The following is a 15,009-nucleotide window of genomic DNA, read 5'->3' on the forward strand; positions in this document are numbered from 1 at the left end:
AACGTTTGGTGCATTAGCGGCGCAGGTGGTGGCGTCAGCCTTTCCGTCATTCCGGCGCATGCCGGAATCCAGTAGACGCGGTTTTGGGTTTTCGCGAGGCATTACACATGGACGCCCCGCCGCGAAAACCCAACGTGATCGCTACTGGATTCCGGCATGCGCCGGAATGACGAGCAGGGGAGGGCCGAACAGCACCCTAAAAACTCATGAAATACCCGCCGTTGACCGGCAGGTTGGCGCCCGTGATGTAGCCGGCATCGTCGGCGGTGAGGAAGGTCACCGCGCGGGCGATGTCGCCCGGCGAACCGAGGCGGCCCACGGGAATGTCCGAGATGATCTGGTCGCGGATGTCCTGCGGCACGGCAGCCACGAGCGCGGTATCGCAATAGCCGGGCGACACGGTGTTCACGGTCACGCCCTTGCGCGCGGTTTCGCGCGCCAGCGCCATGCCGAAGCCGTGCACGCCGGCCTTCGCGGCGGAATAGTTGGTCTGGCCGAACTGCCCGGTCTGGCCGTTGACCGAGCTCAGGTTCACGATGCGGCCGAAGCCGCGCGTGCTCATGCCTTCCACCACGTTGCGGCACATGTTGAAGACGCCGTCCAGGTTCACGCGCATCAGCTCATGCCATTGCTGCGGCGTCATCTTGCGCAGGCTGGTGTCGCGGGTGATGCCGGCGGCGTTCACCAGGATGTCCACGCTGCCGTGCTGCTGCTCGACGCGGCCGATCAGCTCGGCGCAACTGTCGAACTGACTGACGTCCGCGTGTTCGAACTTCACCGCACCATTGAGATCGGCCAGTTCCCGCTGGAACGCGTGCAGCCTTTCTTCGCGTCCTGACAGGTCAACCGCGATGACCTGCCGACCGGCCTGGGCCAGCTGGCGGCAGATTTCGGTACCGAGACCGCCAATGCCGCCCGTGACGATGGCGACGCGTGGAGTGCGATGCTGCGAATTCATGTGAAGGACTCGTGCACATGCCGCAGGGCAGCACGTGTTGTGCTGCAGCGGCGGATGAGACGTAAGGGTGGCCGGCGTGCGAACGCCGGCCGGACGGGATCAGCCCGGCTTCTTGGGGCTGGTGGTGCCGGCGCGCGGCGGCTGGCCCTGCGTGGCGGCGTCGATCAGGCCGCGCTGCATGTTGCGCCAGGCATCCATGTTGCGCTCGGTCAGATCATTGAGCATGGACCAGGGCGTCTGGCCCAGCAGGCTGTTGAGCTGGGTGCGGAATTGCTGCTGCTGGTCGAGGAAGACCTGCAGGCTGCGCTCCAGATAGGGGCCCATGAAACCCTGCAGCGAGTCGCCATAGAAGCGGATGATCTGGCTGAGCAGTTGGGGAGAGAGCATCGGCTGCCCCTTCTCCTCGTGCTCGGAGATGATCTGCAACAGGACCGAGCGGGTGAGATCCTCACCGCTCTTGGCGTCGCGGACTTCGAAGGTTTCGCCGTCCAGCACCAACTGACGGACTTCCTCCAGCGTGATGTAGCTGGAGATTTCCGTGTCGTAGAGCCGACGGTTCGGATACTTCTTGATGGTGCGGATCGTTTGTGCCATGCACACAAACTAACAGAAGGTATTGCGGCGCACCAGTCGCCCAAGTGGTATTAATTGCTGCACTGGCCAGTTGCAGCAATTCCTGTTAGATCAAATACCTGCTTGTTGTTGCCGGTTTGTGCCGGATTGGAAACGTTCCGGCACAGGGTCAATGCCCGGCGGCGCCTCCTGCGGAGCCAAACGGCGGCTTGGCCAGCCAGATCACCGGGATCAGCACGATGAACAGGATGGCGCAGAGCAGGAAGATGTCGTTCACGGCCAGGGTGAGCGCCTCCCGGTTCACCAGCTGATCTACGATGCCCAGCGCCTGCGTCTGGCTGCTGCCGCCATGCGTCAGCTGCGAAAGGACCTGCGTGGCCGGCTGGCTGGCGCTGGTCACGTTCTCGGTCAGCGTGGCGTGGTGCAGGATGCCGCGGTGCTGCCACAGCGTCACGGTGACCGCCGTCGACACGCTCGAGCCCAGGGTTCGGAAGAAATTGGCCAGGCCGCTGGCGCTGGCAATTTCGTGCGCAGGCAGACCCGCGAGGTAGATCTGGTTGAGCGGGATGAAGAAGCAGGGGATGGCAATGCCCATCACGAAGCGCGGCCACACCAGCGAATTGAACGAGGCCGAGCTGTCGTAGGTGGAGAACCAGTACGAGGTGGCGGCGAACACCACGAAGGCGAACGTCACCACCGCGCGCAGTTCCAGCCTGTGCATGTTGCGGCCGAGGATGGGCGAGAGCAGGAAGGCGAGAATGCCCACCGGTGCCGTCGCCAGGCCCGCCCAGGTCGCGGTGTAGCCCAGCGTGGTCTGCAGCCATAGCGGGAACACCACGTTGATGCCGAAGAAGGCGAACATGCCCAGCGACAGCGCCACCACGCCCGCGGTGAAGTTGCGCTCCTTGAATAGGCCCAGCTCCACCACCGGGTGCTTGGCGTGCAGTTCCCACACCACCAGGAACACCAGGCAGATCAGCGCGATCAGGCCCAGCGTGATGATCATCGGCGAGGAGAACCAGTCGTGGTCGTTGCCGTTGTCCAGCATGAACTGCAGGGAGCCCACGCCGACCACCAGCAGTACCAGGCCGATCACGTCGATGGGCGACTGGAAGGTCTTGGTTTCGCGCTTGCGCAGCAGGGTCCAGGTGATCACGCCGGCCAGGATGCCCACCGGCAGGTTGATGTAGAAAATCCACGGCCACGAGAAGTTGTCGGTGAGCCAGCCGCCGAGGATGGGGCCGAAGATCGGCGCCACCACCACGGTCATCGCCCATAGCGCGAGCGCGATGCCTTGCTTGGTTTTCGGATAACTCGCCAGCAACAGGGTCAGCGACAACGCCACCATCGGGCCGGAGCCGGCGCCCTGCATCAGCCGCGCGAACACCAGCATCGGCATCGAGGTGGCGAGGCCGCACATCATGGAGAACACCACGAACAGACCCACGGAGACGACGAAGGTTTTCACTTCGCCGAAACGTCGCGCGATCCAGCCGGTGAGAGGCTGCATGATCGCGCTGGCGAGCGAGTACGAACTGATCGTCCAGGTGCCTTCGCTCGCGCTCACGCCCAGGCTGCCCGCGATATGCGGCACGGCCACGTTGACGATGGTCATGTCCAGCACTTCCATGAAGGTGCTGAAGGCGACGGCGATGGTCAGCAGGACCAGCGCCGTACCGTGCAACGGCGGTAGCGGCTTGTCTTCGGTGGGATTGGCCATGGGCGGGTTCGTCAGTTCGCGTCGTGCTGGCTGAGGTTGGCCTTGATGATCTTCTCGGCTTCCTCGTCGGCCTTGCTGGCCATCTGGTCGTAGACCGAGGTTTGCGCGATCGGCTGGCCATTGCCTGGCGCCGCGTTCATGGCGCCCTTGTCATCGGAAATGTCGACCGTGACGTCGGTGGACAGGCCCACGCGCAGCGGATGCTGGTCGAGTTCCTTGTCGTCGAGCGCAATGCGCACCGGCACGCGCTGCACCACCTTGATCCAGTTGCCCGTGGCGTTCTGCGCCGGCAGCAGCGAGAACACGCTGCCGGTGCCGGCGCCCAGGCCGATCACCTTGCCGTGGAATTCGACGCTGCCGCCATAGACGTCAGCCTCGATCTTGGCCGGCTGGCCCACGCGAATGTGGCGCAGCTGGTTTTCCTTGAAGTTCGCATCCACCCACAGGTCGTGCAGCGGCACGACCGCCATCAGCTGCTGGCCGGGCTGCACGCTGTTGCCTACCTGCACGCTGCGCTGCGCCACGTAACCGGTCACCGGTGCGTAGATGTTGTTGCGCTGTGCCGCGATCCAGGCTGAGCGGAAATTGGCGCGCGCCTGTTCCACCGCCGGATTGGTAGCAATCTGCGTGCCTTCGATGGCGGCATGCGACGCGGCCGCCTGTGCCTGCGCGGCATCGAGCGACGCCTGCGCCTGATCCACGGCATCACGCAGGTGCTGCACCGTCTCCGGTGCTTCGGCCTGGGCGGCGACCAGCGGTGCGCGACGGGCAAGATCCGCCTGCGCCTTCTTCAGGTCCACGCGGGCCTTGGCAACCTGGGCATCCGCGCTGGTGGCCGATTCGGTCTGCTGGCGCACCTGGCGCACCGTCTGTGCGAGTGCGCTGCTCATCTGCTGCAGGCGGACGTCGGCATCGGTGTTGTCCAGCTTCACCAACACCTGGCCGGCTTCCACGCGCTGGGTGTCGTCGGCAAGGATCGATGTGACGATGCCGGGCACCTGGGCGGAAATGGCCACCTGGTTGCCGCCCACATAGGCGTTGTCGGTCTTCTCGCGGCTGGAGAACACGAACAGCCACAGCAGCAGCCATGCGACCGCTGCCAGCACGAACGCGGCCGTGACGATGAACAGTGCGCGGCGGCGCTTGGCCGGATCCTTCGCTGCCATGCCGCTATCGTCGTTGTTGTTCTTCTTGACGTCGGACTCAGTGGCGCTCATTCGAGGCGTCTCCGGAAAGGTTCAAAGGGGAAGAGGGGTGGTCAGTGGAAGCCTGTTCCGGCGTGCTGGTGCGATAGCCGCCGCCCAGGGCCTTGATCAGCGCGACATCGGTGGATAGCGCCTGCGCCTGCAGGCTCACGTCGCTGTCCTGTTCCTGCAGCAACTGCGCCTGTGCGCCGAGCGTTTCGCGACGATCGCTTACGCCGCGCTGCGCGCGCGATTGCGCATTGGCGAGCAGCTGCTGGTTGGCGGCGATTTCGCGGGCCTGTTCCTTGCGCCGGCCCTGGATCTGGTCGGCGGTGAGGCTTTGCGTGGATACGTCACGTGCGGCACTGAGTATGGTGCTGTTGTACTGCGCCACGGCGGCGCCCAGTTGCGCCTTGCTCACGCCGTAGTTCGCATCGAGCAGGCCACCGGTGAAGATCGGCAGATGGATGGCCGGCGTCAGGCCGAACACGCGGCTGCCTGCATTGAACATCTTGTCCAGATCGATACTCGACAAGCCCGCCATCGCACTGATGCTCACGTCGGGGAAGTACTCTGCGCGAGCCACGTCGGTCTGGCGCAACGCGGACTCGACCTGCCAGAGACTGGCAGCGATGTCGGGGCGGCGCGCGATCAGGTCGACGCCGACGTTGTCCGGTAGGCCCGTGGTGACGTCCGGCAATGCGCGCGGCTGCAAGGCTGGCAACTGGGCCGGCGCCACGCCGCACAAGCTGGCGAGCGCAGCCAGGCGAATGCGTGCGGAGCTTTCGATGGTCACCAGCATCTGTCGTGCGGACGCGGTTTGCGCCTTGGCGGACTGCAACGTGTCGGGACGATCGACGCCTTGCTTCACGCGCAGTTGCGCGATCTGTTCAAGCTGCTCAGCGGTTTGCACGGCCTGTTTGGCGATGGCGATGCGCGACTCGTCCGCCAGCCAGCCGAAATAGGTGTCTGCCACATTGCTCTGGATGGCGAGCGCTGCGGCGCTGTGCTGGGCTTCCGCCGCATGTGCCTGGTCAACCGCTGCCTCGATGGAGTTGCGCTTCTTGCCCCACCAGTCGAAGTCGTACTGCGCCTGCACGCCGATATCGCCCTGGTTGTACCAGGTGAAGCCGAGGAATTTCGGGGGGATCAAGCCGGTTTCGCTCAGTCGCTGGCGTGCGACCTGCGCACTGCCGTTGACGCTCAGGCCCGCCTGCGCTGTTGCCGCGCGAATGTTCTGCTGGGCCGAATCCACGCGCGCACTGGCTTGTGCGATATCCGGCGAATCCTTCGTTGCCAGTTCGATCAGTTGATCGAGCTGCGGATCGTTGTATTGCTTCCACCACGCGGCGTCGGGCCAGCCGGCGCGATGGCCGGTATCGAGGCCGGCAAGCGGCACGTCGTCGCGAACCGGTGGGCGATTCAATTTGGCAGGGATCGAGCAGCCCGCCACGGCGATGGCGACCGCGCAGGCGAGCAATGCACGACGGCCGAGTCCGCTGCGGAAGGGAGGGCGTGGGGTCATGGACGGGCGTCCTGCTGGGTGAGCGAATCGATGTTGACGGCGACCTGGCGCAGCAGGCGATCGAGCGTGCGCTTGTCAGTGGCACTGAGCGATGCGAATGCGCCGTGCACGTTCGGAAACAGGGGTGGAAGAATCTTTCGCACCAGCCGCTTGCCGGCGGTGGTGATGGTCAACACGATGCGGCGACGGTCTTCCGCGCTGGTGGCGCGCGTCACCAGGCCAGCCTTCACAAGGACATTGGCAATGCGCGTCATGTTGGTCGCGCCTTGCTGCGCGTATTCGCACAACTCGGTGGGCGTGGCGCTGCCGGTGGGGCTGCTGTAGATCATCATCAGCGTGCGGAAGTCGCTGTCGTTCAAGCCATGCGGCTTGAGATGGCGTTCGAGCTCGCTCAGCAGGGTTCCGCCCACCAGCAACAACAGGCGCGTGAGCACCACTTCCTGGAGGGGCAGCTCCGGGAAGTTTTCGCTGACGCGGCCAATTCCCTCGTCCATGTGGTCGAGGCATTCGTGCATGCGCTTCATTTCACCAAAGAATAGTTCGCCAGTGAAGTAATTAGGCTAGCACTGGTCTCGAACGGCCTGCAAGGGTCAGTCGAACCGGAACAGTGTCCGGGCGTTACGCGTGGTGGCTGCGGCGATGGCCTCGGGGCTTTCGCCGCGAAGCTCGGCGATCACGTTGAGCACTTCGACGATGTTCGAAGGCTCGTTGCGTTCGCCGCGATGACAGGCGCCAGGCTGGTCCGGCGCATCGGTTTCCAGCAGCAGTCGCTCGATAGGCATGGTCGCGACGATGTGGCGAAGACGTTGCGCGCGCTCATACGTGACGGGCCCGCCGATACCGAGATGAAAGCCCATCTCCCATAAGCGCTCTGCCTGCTGAAGGCTGCCCGAGAAGCTGTGCACCACGCCGCGCAGGCCGCCGATGCGGCGCATGGTGGAGGTGACTTCGTCCATGGCCCGTCGTGCGTGAACGATCACGGGAAGGTCGAAATCGCGGGCTACGTGCAATTGCTGCAGGAAATATTCGCGCTGCCGTTCGACATCGAGTTCGGGCAGGAAATAATCCAGGCCGATCTCGCCGACGGCCACGGCGCGATGCGTTTTCAGCCACGCGACGAGCTGTTGGATATGTTCCGGGCGATGCTGGTCGATGTAGATCGGATGCATGCCGTAAGCGGGAAGGGCTTGGGTGTGATCGGCGCAAAGTTCGGCAATGCCTGGCCAGGATGCCTGGTCGATCGCCGGTACCACAATGTGCCGTATCCCTGCCTCACGCGCACGCCGGAACATGGCCTCGCGGTCGGACGCAAAGCTCGCATCATCGATGTGCGCGTGGCTGTCGGTGAGTTCGAGCACAGTATTGGGCATCCTGAATTTGGAAAAATGGCTGGCTTCGGTCTAAGCGAATATTCAGTGATCTAGAGGTTCAATGATTGCGCTGAGATCGAATTCAAGCGGGAGCGGGGGCGCTCCCCTGATCCAGACAGGAGAGCATTATGAACAGGTTGGTCGTTTCGGCGCTGCATGTCGGTTTCGCCGGTGCATTGGTTTTGGGTCTTTCGGCGTGCAATCGGGACGCGAACGCCGACGGTGGCGTGGGCGCTGCCGCGCAGCAGCAAGGGGCTTCTTCGGATGGAGCGAAGTACGCGCGCGTCGTGAGCGTCACGCCCGTCCGTGAGGCCGCCAGCGCACCGCAGCAGGTGTGCCATGACGAGGTCGTGACCACGCACAAGCCGGTGCAGGACACGCACCAGATCGCTGGCACGGCCATTGGTGCCGTGGCCGGCGGTCTGCTGGGCAATCAGGTCGGCGGCGGCAAGGGGCGCACGCTGGCAACGGTCGCCGGTGCCGTGGGCGGTGGTTATGCGGGCCATGAAATCCAGAAGAACCACCAGGAGAACGCGACCCAGCAAAGCACGCAGCGTCGCTGCCAAACCGTGGCCGGCAATGGCGGCGACAAGGTGGTGGCGTACGATGTGAGTTACGAGTACAACGGCGTGACCCGCACTGTACGAATGGATCACGATCCGGGTGACAGGCTGCAGGTACAGGAAGGTGTGGTAGCCGTTTCCGACGCTCACTGAGGATTCACGCCATGCAAACACTGCTTAGACATTTGGCTGTCGTAGGACTTGTTTCCGCTGTAGCGCTACTTTCCGGTTGCGAAACGCCACCGCAGCGCCAGGTGGTTTACAGCGGCGCTTCCAATCGTTGTGAACAGTGTGGCGTGGTCAGTGACGTCCGTCAGATTCAGACGCAGAAGGATTCATCGCCGCTGGGCATGGTCATCGGCGGCATTGCCGGTGGCGTGATCGGCAACCAGTTCGGTGGTGGCAGCGGCAAGGCCCTCACCACCGTGGCTGGTGCGGTGGCGGGTGGCGCCATTGGCAACCAGGTCGGCAAGAACAATAGTGGCCCCGATGTCGCATGGCAGGTCACCGTCAAGCTCGACGATGGCCGCTATGCCACGGTGACGCAGGCGGCCGATCCGCAGGTTCGTCCTGGCGACTACGTGCAGATTCGCAACAACCTTGTGTATCGTCTCTGACGTAAAGACGTCTGGACGTCCAAATGAAAAGGCCCTCGAAAGAGGGCCTTTTTTATGGGGTGGGTGTGGGTTAGTTGCTGACGGCGTAGAACGCGTGTTCACCGATGGTTCTTACGCGCTTCGTCGACCATGTGGTGGTTACGGCCAGCGTGGCGAAATGATCTGCTTGCGGCACGTACACGGTGCGCTCTCCCTTCGGCAGGCTCCAATTGCTGATCGAATCGCCAGCAATCTTCCACGCCTTGGTCCAGGAGTTGAGATCGGTCACTTCGAATGTGCTTGCGGTGGTGGTCAACGCGAATTGACGCGGCGACGTCACCACTTCGCAAACGCTATCGCCCCAGGTGCCGCGGTCGCGACGACGAAGAGCAACTTCGGCCACGGCGTACTGGCCGATGGTCGATTCACTGCGTGCCTCGAGATACACCGTCGTGGCCAGGCAGGTCTGGTCCGCGAGGGGCTGGGGTAGCACGGACGCTAACCACAACAGCATGGAAAGTTTCATTGAGTCTGCCTCCAACGTGCTGTACGCGTGAGGTCGTTACTGCTGACTTCGCGCGCCGTTGCGGTGGACGGGCGGGCAGGCCGTTCCACCTGGATTGATCGCCGCGACCGAAACTTGTGGTCAGGCGGTTTGCCACGGGATTGTGGCCAGTCGAACGGCTGATCCGGTGCCGCTCAAAACTTGTGTGCTGCAAAGGCATTGCTCGGGTACTACGACCGCATGCCTGCAACTTCAACCGCGCCAAGGGGCGGTGTGTACACCGACATCTCTGTCGGGTCGCGCCGATCCGGACCCCTCCGGTTCGTCGCGTATGTCGACACCTGTGGGCTCGGTGGTGTCGTCGAATTGGCTGGCGAGACTAGTGGCGCATTTACGATCTGGCAAGTGCCTGGCGGTTCAGGTTCACGTCACGCTCACATTGCCGTCTCGCATCGTGAATCTTTGCGTTGTTTTGTTTCATCACGCTGACCAGCTTTGTGTCACGTGTAATGCAATGCCTTCATCCGTGTCGATGCGTGATGCGTCTTCAAGCGAATTCATTAGACCATCGTCTATGACTGCGAGCGCCTGAAAGGTTGCATCGCCATGCACGACGTCGAGCAACTGAATGTTGCTATCACCGTTACGGTGCAGCACGGTGCCCCCGGCGATGTGCTGCGACAATACGACGCAATGCATATGCCGCTTGAGCCCACCGCGATAGTGCAGCCGCGCAACGATCTCTTGTCCCGGATAACAACCCTTGTCGAACGAAACCGCCTGCAGTCGTTCGAGCGATATCGCGGGCGCAAGCAATGCACCAAGCGCATGGTTCGGAAGCCACGGCCATCCCGCGCGCACTTGCGGCAGTCGCCATGCATCGTCGGCGTGTGCAGCGCCAGCGATCATGCTGTGGTCGCCGCAGCCGAACACGTAGGCGTCACCTTCACGATAGGCGGCGTAAGTCTCCACGGCGTCGCCCGTGCCGAGGGGAAGCGATTCGGGCACGGTCAACTTGACCTTGGAACGGAACACGAATCGTTGCAGCGATTGCGCCATGGCGCTGGCTTCGCCGCCACGCAACAGCAATGCAAGCGTGTCATCGGCGAGTCGCGCAAGATGGAACACGGCAAGCACTCGGCCTTGTGCATCGAGCCATGCGCCGAACTGCCATGTGCCGACGGCGAGCGACGGGACGTTGCTGCTGAACTGGGCTTGCGCAAACGCGATGGCGTCAGTGCCTTCGAGCAACAGGATCTGGGCCGGGTGGTCTGTCGTCATAAGGGAAGGGAGTTGGGGGCGGGGCGAACGGGTTGCAAGTGCGGCCGGGCCCTACTGGCAGACGAGCGCACTGTCGTCAAGGTTGTACTGCATTAACGCAGGTATTACGCTTTTACGGCTTTCATACACCATGTCCGATACGTCCTCCCAAACTGAGTCCACGCCCGCTTCCGTTCCCACGGAGCAGGTTCCCGTGCCTGCCGTTCCGGCAAAAACGGAAAAGACTTCGACGGAGCGGCCGGCCCCCGACCCCACGCGCTACGGCGATTGGGAAAAGAACGGGCGCTGTATCGACTTCTGATTCGCCGCGCCGGCAGCTTGCGCCGGCGTCGTCGGAAACGGGAAGGGCGGTAAAGGGCATCAGCGATTCCACCCAGGATAGCCGCCATGGCAGACACGCAACGACCGCTCTCTCCCCACATGGGCATATATAAGTGGCAAGTGCAGATGGTGACCTCCATCGTGCACCGCGCTACCGGCATTGCCCTTTCCGTCGGAACCTTGCTCGTGTTGTGGGGTGTGTTCTCCCTCGCCAGCGGCGAAGACAGCTACAACCAGTTCAAGATCTGCATGGGCAGCCCGATCGGCATGATCCTCATGCTGGGCTGGAGCTGGTCGCTCTTCTATCACCTGTGCAACGGCATCCGTCATCTGTTCCAGGACGGCGGCATGGGCTACGCCATTCCGCAGTTCATCCGTTCCAGCTGGGCCTCGATCATCGGCAGCGTCGTGCTGACCATCATCGTGTGGGCCTATGTGTTGACCGCCGGAGGTGCCGCATGAGCGCCAACGGTCCGCAGTACGACGTGCGCAAGGAGTTGCGCAACCCCCTGAAGCGCGCCCGTGGCCTTGGCTCGGCGCAGTCCGGTGTCGGCCATTGGTGGACGCAGCGCGTCACCGCGACGGCGCTGGTGTTCCTCAGCATCTGGTTCGTCGTGACGGTGCTGGGCGCACTGCATGCCGACTACGCCACCGCGCGCGCCATCGTCGCCAAGCCGTGGAACGCGCTGCTGCTGGTGGCCTTCGTGCTCGCCATGTGCTGGCACGCGGTGCTGGGCCTGCAGGTGGTGATCGAAGATTACGTGCATACCCGCTGGGTGGAGGTATCCCTCCTGGTGCTGGTGAAGTTCATTGCAGTTCTCGGCACGTTGGCCACCTTGATGGCCGTGCTGCGCGTGGCGCTGGGAGCCTGATTCGATGGAAAGCTACAAGATCCAACAGCATAAATACGACGTGATCGTGGTCGGCGCCGGTGGCGCGGGCCTGCGCGCCACCTTCGGCCTGGCCGAGAAGGGCCTCAAGGCCGCGTGCATCACCAAGGTGTTCCCCACGCGTTCGCACACGGTGGCGGCGCAGGGTGGCATCTCGGCGGCGCTCGGCAACATGGGCGAGGACGACTGGCGCTTCCACTTCTACGACACGATCAAGGGTTCCGACTGGCTCGGCGACCAGGATGCGATCGAATACATGTGCCGCGAGGCGATTCCGGCCATCATCGAGCTGGAACACTACGGCGTGCCGTTCTCGCGTACCGAGGAAGGCAAGATCTACCAGCGTCCGTTCGGCGGCATGACCACGCACTACGGCCAAGGCACCGCGCAGCGCACCTGCGCCGCGGCCGACCGTACCGGCCACGCCATCCTGCACACGCTGTACCAGCAGGCGCTGGCGCATGACGCCACGTTCTTCATCGAGTACTTCGCCATCGACCTCATCTTCGACGAAGAAGGTGTGTGCCGCGGCGTGCTCGCGCTGGACATGAATGAAGGCACCTTGCACTTCTTCCGTGGCCACTCGGTGGTGCTCGCCACCGGCGGTTACGGCCGTGCGTACTTCAGCGCCACCTCGGCGCATACCTGCACCGGCGACGGTGGCGGCATGGTGCTGCGCGCGGGCCTCGCGTTGCAGGACATGGAGTTCGTGCAGTTCCATCCCACCGGCATCTACGGCTCGGGTTGCCTGATCACCGAAGGCGTGCGTGGCGAAGGCGGTTACCTCACCAACTCCAACGGCGAGCGCTTCATGGAGCGCTATGCGCCGAACGCCAAGGATCTCGCTTCGCGCGACGTGGTCAGCCGCGCCATGACGATGGAAATCCGCGAAGGCCGCGGCGTGGGCGAACACAAGGACCACATCCACATCAACCTGATGCACCTGGGCGCGGATGTGATCCACGAACGCCTGCCGGGCATCGCCGAGTCGGCGCGCATCTTCGCCGGCGTGGACGTGACGAAGGAGCCGATCCCGGTGATCCCGACCGTCCACTACAACATGGGCGGCATCCCCACCAACTATCACGGCGAAGTGGTGCAGAAGCGCGGCGACAACGTCGACGCCGTCGTGCCGGGCCTGTTCGCCATCGGCGAAGCGGCCTGCGTGTCGGTGCACGGCGCCAACCGCTTGGGCTCCAATTCGCTGCTCGACCTGGTGGTGTTCGGTCGCGCCGTGGCGCACCGCTGCGCCGAGATCGTCAAGCCGGATACGCCGCACAAGGATCTGCCGGCCAGCGTGCTGGACAAGGCACTGGCCCGCTTCGACGGCCTGCGCAATGCCAAGGGCAGCCTGCCGACCGCGAAGATCCGCGCCGAAATGCAGCGCACCATGCAGTCCGACGCGGCCGTGTTCCGCACCGGCGAGTCGCTGAAGGAAGGTTGCGAGAAGATCTCCAAGGTGCGCGAGTCGTTCAAGGACGTGGGCGTCAGCGATCGTTCGCTGGTGTGGAACTCCGACCTGATCGAAACGCTGGAACTGGCGAACCTGCTCGACCAGGCCGTGGCCACCATGTACTCGGCCGAGCAGCGTCACGAGAGCCGCGGCGCGCACGCGCGTGAAGACTTCCCGGATCGCGACGACACCACCTGGCAGAAGCACACCATGGTTTCTGTCGACGAGAACGGCAAGGCCAACTTCGACTTCCGTCCGGTGCACATGTACACCATGACGAAAGACGTCGACGTCGTGCCGCCGAAGAAGCGCACTTACTGATCGGGCCCTGTGCCCGAGAGGTTCTTTCATTGTTGTACCGGCGCTCGCTAGACGAGCTGTTGAGACAAGCACGAGATCAGTGAGGCAAACGTGGCTGAGTTTTCGCTACCCAAGAATTCCAAGGTCCAGCCGGGCAAGCACTTTCCGGCCAAGGACGCAAAGAAGCCGCGCACGTTCCGCATTTATCGCTGGAGCCCGGACGACGGCCAGAACCCGCGCATCGATACGTACGAAGTCGACATGGCGTCGTGCGGTCCGATGGTTCTGGACGCGCTGCTGAAGATCAAGAACGAGATCGACTCGACGCTCACGCTGCGCCGTTCGTGCCGCGAAGGCATCTGCGGTTCGTGCGCGATGAACATCGACGGTACCAATACGCTGGCCTGCACCAAGGCGATCGAGGATTGCGCCTCGGGCGACGTGAAGATCTATCCGCTGCCGCACATGCCGGTGGTGAAGGATCTGGTGCCCGATCTCACGCACTTCTATGCCCAGTTCGCCTCGATCAAGCCCTGGCTGCGCACGCAGAGCCCGGCACCGGCCGACAAGGAGCGCCTGCAGTCGCCGGAAGACCGCAAGAAGCTCGACGGTCTCTACGAGTGCATCCTGTGCGCGTGCTGTTCGACCAGCTGCCCGAGCTACTGGTGGAACGGTGATCGTTACCTCGGCCCCGCGATCCTGCTGCAGGCCTATCGCTGGATCATCGACAGCCGTGACGAAGACACCGGTGCGCGCCTGGACGATCTGGAAGATCCGTTCAAGCTCTACCGCTGCCATACGATCATGAACTGCGCGCGTACTTGCCCGAAGGGTCTGAACCCGGCGAAGGCGATTGCGGAGATCAAGAAGTTGATCGTCGAGCGTCGGACCTGACGCTCCCTTTTCCCTCTCCCCTCTGGGGAGAGGGTCGGGCGAGGGGGGGGTGCTCGAGAAAGAACTTCCAATCTCGCTCTAGATAAACTGAGGCAAGATTGACCCCTCACCACCGTAAAGGTGGCAATGCCTCAATCCTCTCCCCGGAGGGGAGAGGAAGTAGAAGCCAGGAGGCGTGTCGCAATGGACGAAGCCCGCATCAAGCGCCTCCGCTGGCGCACCCGCCGCGGCACCCGCGAGCTGGACGCCTTGTTCGGCGGCTGGCTCGACGAACGCTTCGCCAGCGCCGACGAGGCCCAGCGCCAGGCCTTCGATGAATTGCTCGATGTGCAGGACCCGGACCTGTGGGACTGGGTGATGGGTCACGCCAAGGCAACCCGCCCGGACTGGCAGGCCATCATCGATGACATCCGCGCCCGCCATCGGCTTTGAATACCGGCCTTCGCGCTGGCTGGGCCGCCTGCTGCTGCTCGTTTCCTTGCTGGCCGCGATCGCTGTTTGGGTAAGTGCGATTCCGTGGCTGGCCAAGCTTGTCGTCACCATCATCATGCTGATCGCCTTGTGGCGGACGCTTGCTCGCTGGTCGAGCACGCCAGTGCAAGCGGCGGGCTGGGGCCGCGATGGCGGCTGGAGCCTGCGGATGCGGGCAGGTGAAGACGCGTCGGCTACGCTGGCGTCGTTCCGTGTGATCGGGGAGAGCGCCCTGTGGCTGCGCCTGTCGATTCCTGGGCGTGGTGCTGTCGCGCTGCTGCTGGCGCCGGACAACAGTGACGCCGATATCCGCCGCCGGTTGCGCATGCGGCTGGCGCAGGTGCAGGCCTCGGGCACTCTGGCCGCTGAACGCGGTCCTACGGTTTAGCCGCGTTACAGGCGATA

Annotated in this window: 18 protein-coding genes; 9 read left to right on the forward strand and 9 right to left on the reverse strand. The window is 63.6% G+C overall.

The features are described from left to right. Nucleotides 1–196: 196 nt before the first annotated feature. The 7 genes from phbB to ABIC75_RS19200 all read right to left on the reverse strand — a co-directional run bounded on the left by phbB (nt 197) and on the right by ABIC75_RS19200 (nt 7,330). Complete coding sequence (phbB, locus tag ABIC75_RS19170; protein ID WP_354015504.1) at nt 197–958, reverse strand: acetoacetyl-CoA reductase; 762 nt, start codon at nt 956–958, stop codon at nt 197–199. A 99-nt stretch (nt 959–1,057) separates the two neighbouring features. After that, nucleotides 1,058–1,552: a polyhydroxyalkanoate synthesis repressor PhaR gene (phaR, locus tag ABIC75_RS19175; protein ID WP_354015505.1), complete on the reverse strand. Its 495-nt coding sequence runs from the start codon at nt 1,550–1,552 to the stop codon at nt 1,058–1,060. A gap of 148 nt (nt 1,553–1,700) precedes the next feature. Continuing rightward, the gene (locus ABIC75_RS19180) at nt 1,701–3,251 is read right to left on the reverse strand and encodes a DHA2 family efflux MFS transporter permease subunit (protein ID WP_354015506.1); all 1,551 of its coding nucleotides are present in this window, start codon (nt 3,249–3,251) and stop codon (nt 1,701–1,703) included. A gap of 11 nt (nt 3,252–3,262) precedes the next feature. Next, entirely contained in the window at nt 3,263–4,468 is a 1,206-nt protein-coding gene (locus ABIC75_RS19185; RefSeq protein ID WP_354015507.1) for an HlyD family secretion protein, read from the reverse strand. Beyond that, nucleotides 4,455–5,960 (reverse strand): efflux transporter outer membrane subunit, encoded by a 1,506-nt coding sequence (locus tag ABIC75_RS19190; protein ID WP_354015508.1) that lies wholly within the window; start codon nt 5,958–5,960, stop codon nt 4,455–4,457. The genes ABIC75_RS19185 and ABIC75_RS19190 overlap by 14 nt, the downstream gene beginning before the upstream one ends. Beyond that, the gene (locus tag ABIC75_RS19195; RefSeq protein WP_354015509.1) at nt 5,957–6,454 is read right to left on the reverse strand and encodes a MarR family winged helix-turn-helix transcriptional regulator; all 498 of its coding nucleotides are present in this window, start codon (nt 6,452–6,454) and stop codon (nt 5,957–5,959) included. Before ABIC75_RS19195 ends, ABIC75_RS19190 begins: the two co-directional genes overlap by 4 nt. A gap of 96 nt (nt 6,455–6,550) precedes the next feature. Further along, complete coding sequence (locus tag ABIC75_RS19200) at nt 6,551–7,330, reverse strand: TatD family hydrolase (RefSeq protein WP_354015510.1); 780 nt, start codon at nt 7,328–7,330, stop codon at nt 6,551–6,553. A gap of 128 nt (nt 7,331–7,458) precedes the next feature. Between ABIC75_RS19200 and ABIC75_RS19205 the strand changes: the two genes are divergently transcribed. Together ABIC75_RS19205 and ABIC75_RS19210 are read left to right on the forward strand one after the other, a co-directional pair. Next, nucleotides 7,459–8,046 (forward strand): glycine zipper 2TM domain-containing protein, encoded by a 588-nt coding sequence (locus ABIC75_RS19205; protein WP_354015511.1) that lies wholly within the window; start codon nt 7,459–7,461, stop codon nt 8,044–8,046. Nucleotides 8,047–8,057: 11 nt separating this feature from the next. Continuing rightward, complete coding sequence (locus tag ABIC75_RS19210; RefSeq protein WP_354015512.1) at nt 8,058–8,510, forward strand: glycine zipper 2TM domain-containing protein; 453 nt, start codon at nt 8,058–8,060, stop codon at nt 8,508–8,510. A 70-nt stretch (nt 8,511–8,580) separates the two neighbouring features. Here ABIC75_RS19210 and ABIC75_RS19215 read toward each other — a convergent pair whose 3' ends face one another. After that, entirely contained in the window at nt 8,581–9,015 is a 435-nt protein-coding gene (locus ABIC75_RS19215; RefSeq protein ID WP_354015513.1) for a cell wall hydrolase, read from the reverse strand. Nucleotides 9,016–9,474: 459 nt separating this feature from the next. After that, nucleotides 9,475–10,122, reverse strand: coding sequence for a CAF17-like 4Fe-4S cluster assembly/insertion protein YgfZ (gene ygfZ / locus ABIC75_RS19220; RefSeq protein ID WP_354015514.1), 648 nt, complete (start codon nt 10,120–10,122; stop codon nt 9,475–9,477). Nucleotides 10,123–10,405: 283 nt separating this feature from the next. Between ygfZ and ABIC75_RS19225 the strand changes: the two genes are divergently transcribed. The 7 genes from ABIC75_RS19225 (at nt 10,406) to ABIC75_RS19255 (ending at nt 14,992) form a co-directional block, all read left to right on the forward strand. Beyond that, nucleotides 10,406–10,576, forward strand: coding sequence for a DUF1674 domain-containing protein (locus ABIC75_RS19225; RefSeq protein WP_354015515.1), 171 nt, complete (start codon nt 10,406–10,408; stop codon nt 10,574–10,576). An 86-nt stretch (nt 10,577–10,662) separates the two neighbouring features. Further along, nucleotides 10,663–11,058, forward strand: coding sequence for a succinate dehydrogenase, cytochrome b556 subunit (gene sdhC, locus ABIC75_RS19230; RefSeq protein ID WP_354015516.1), 396 nt, complete (start codon nt 10,663–10,665; stop codon nt 11,056–11,058). Next, on the forward strand, nt 11,055–11,468 hold the full coding sequence (gene sdhD, locus ABIC75_RS19235) for a succinate dehydrogenase, hydrophobic membrane anchor protein (RefSeq protein WP_354015517.1): 414 nt from the start codon (nt 11,055–11,057) through the stop codon (nt 11,466–11,468). Before sdhC ends, sdhD begins: the two co-directional genes overlap by 4 nt. A 4-nt stretch (nt 11,469–11,472) precedes the next feature. Further along, complete coding sequence (gene sdhA / locus ABIC75_RS19240) at nt 11,473–13,260, forward strand: succinate dehydrogenase flavoprotein subunit (protein WP_354015518.1); 1,788 nt, start codon at nt 11,473–11,475, stop codon at nt 13,258–13,260. Nucleotides 13,261–13,350: 90 nt separating this feature from the next. Continuing rightward, entirely contained in the window at nt 13,351–14,133 is a 783-nt protein-coding gene (locus tag ABIC75_RS19245; protein ID WP_109125947.1) for a succinate dehydrogenase iron-sulfur subunit, read from the forward strand. 183 nt (nt 14,134–14,316) lie between these two features. Then, the gene (locus ABIC75_RS19250; protein WP_114823390.1) at nt 14,317–14,565 is read left to right on the forward strand and encodes a succinate dehydrogenase assembly factor 2; all 249 of its coding nucleotides are present in this window, start codon (nt 14,317–14,319) and stop codon (nt 14,563–14,565) included. After that, a complete protein-coding gene (locus ABIC75_RS19255; RefSeq protein ID WP_354015519.1) occupies nt 14,537–14,992 on the forward strand; it encodes a protein YgfX in 456 nt (151 codons plus the stop codon). Before ABIC75_RS19250 ends, ABIC75_RS19255 begins: the two co-directional genes overlap by 29 nt. Nucleotides 14,993–15,009 lie beyond the last annotated feature (17 nt).

The sequence above is a fragment of the Dyella japonica genome (genome assembly GCF_040545895.1).
Classification (GTDB): domain Bacteria; phylum Pseudomonadota; class Gammaproteobacteria; order Xanthomonadales; family Rhodanobacteraceae; genus Dyella; species Dyella japonica_D.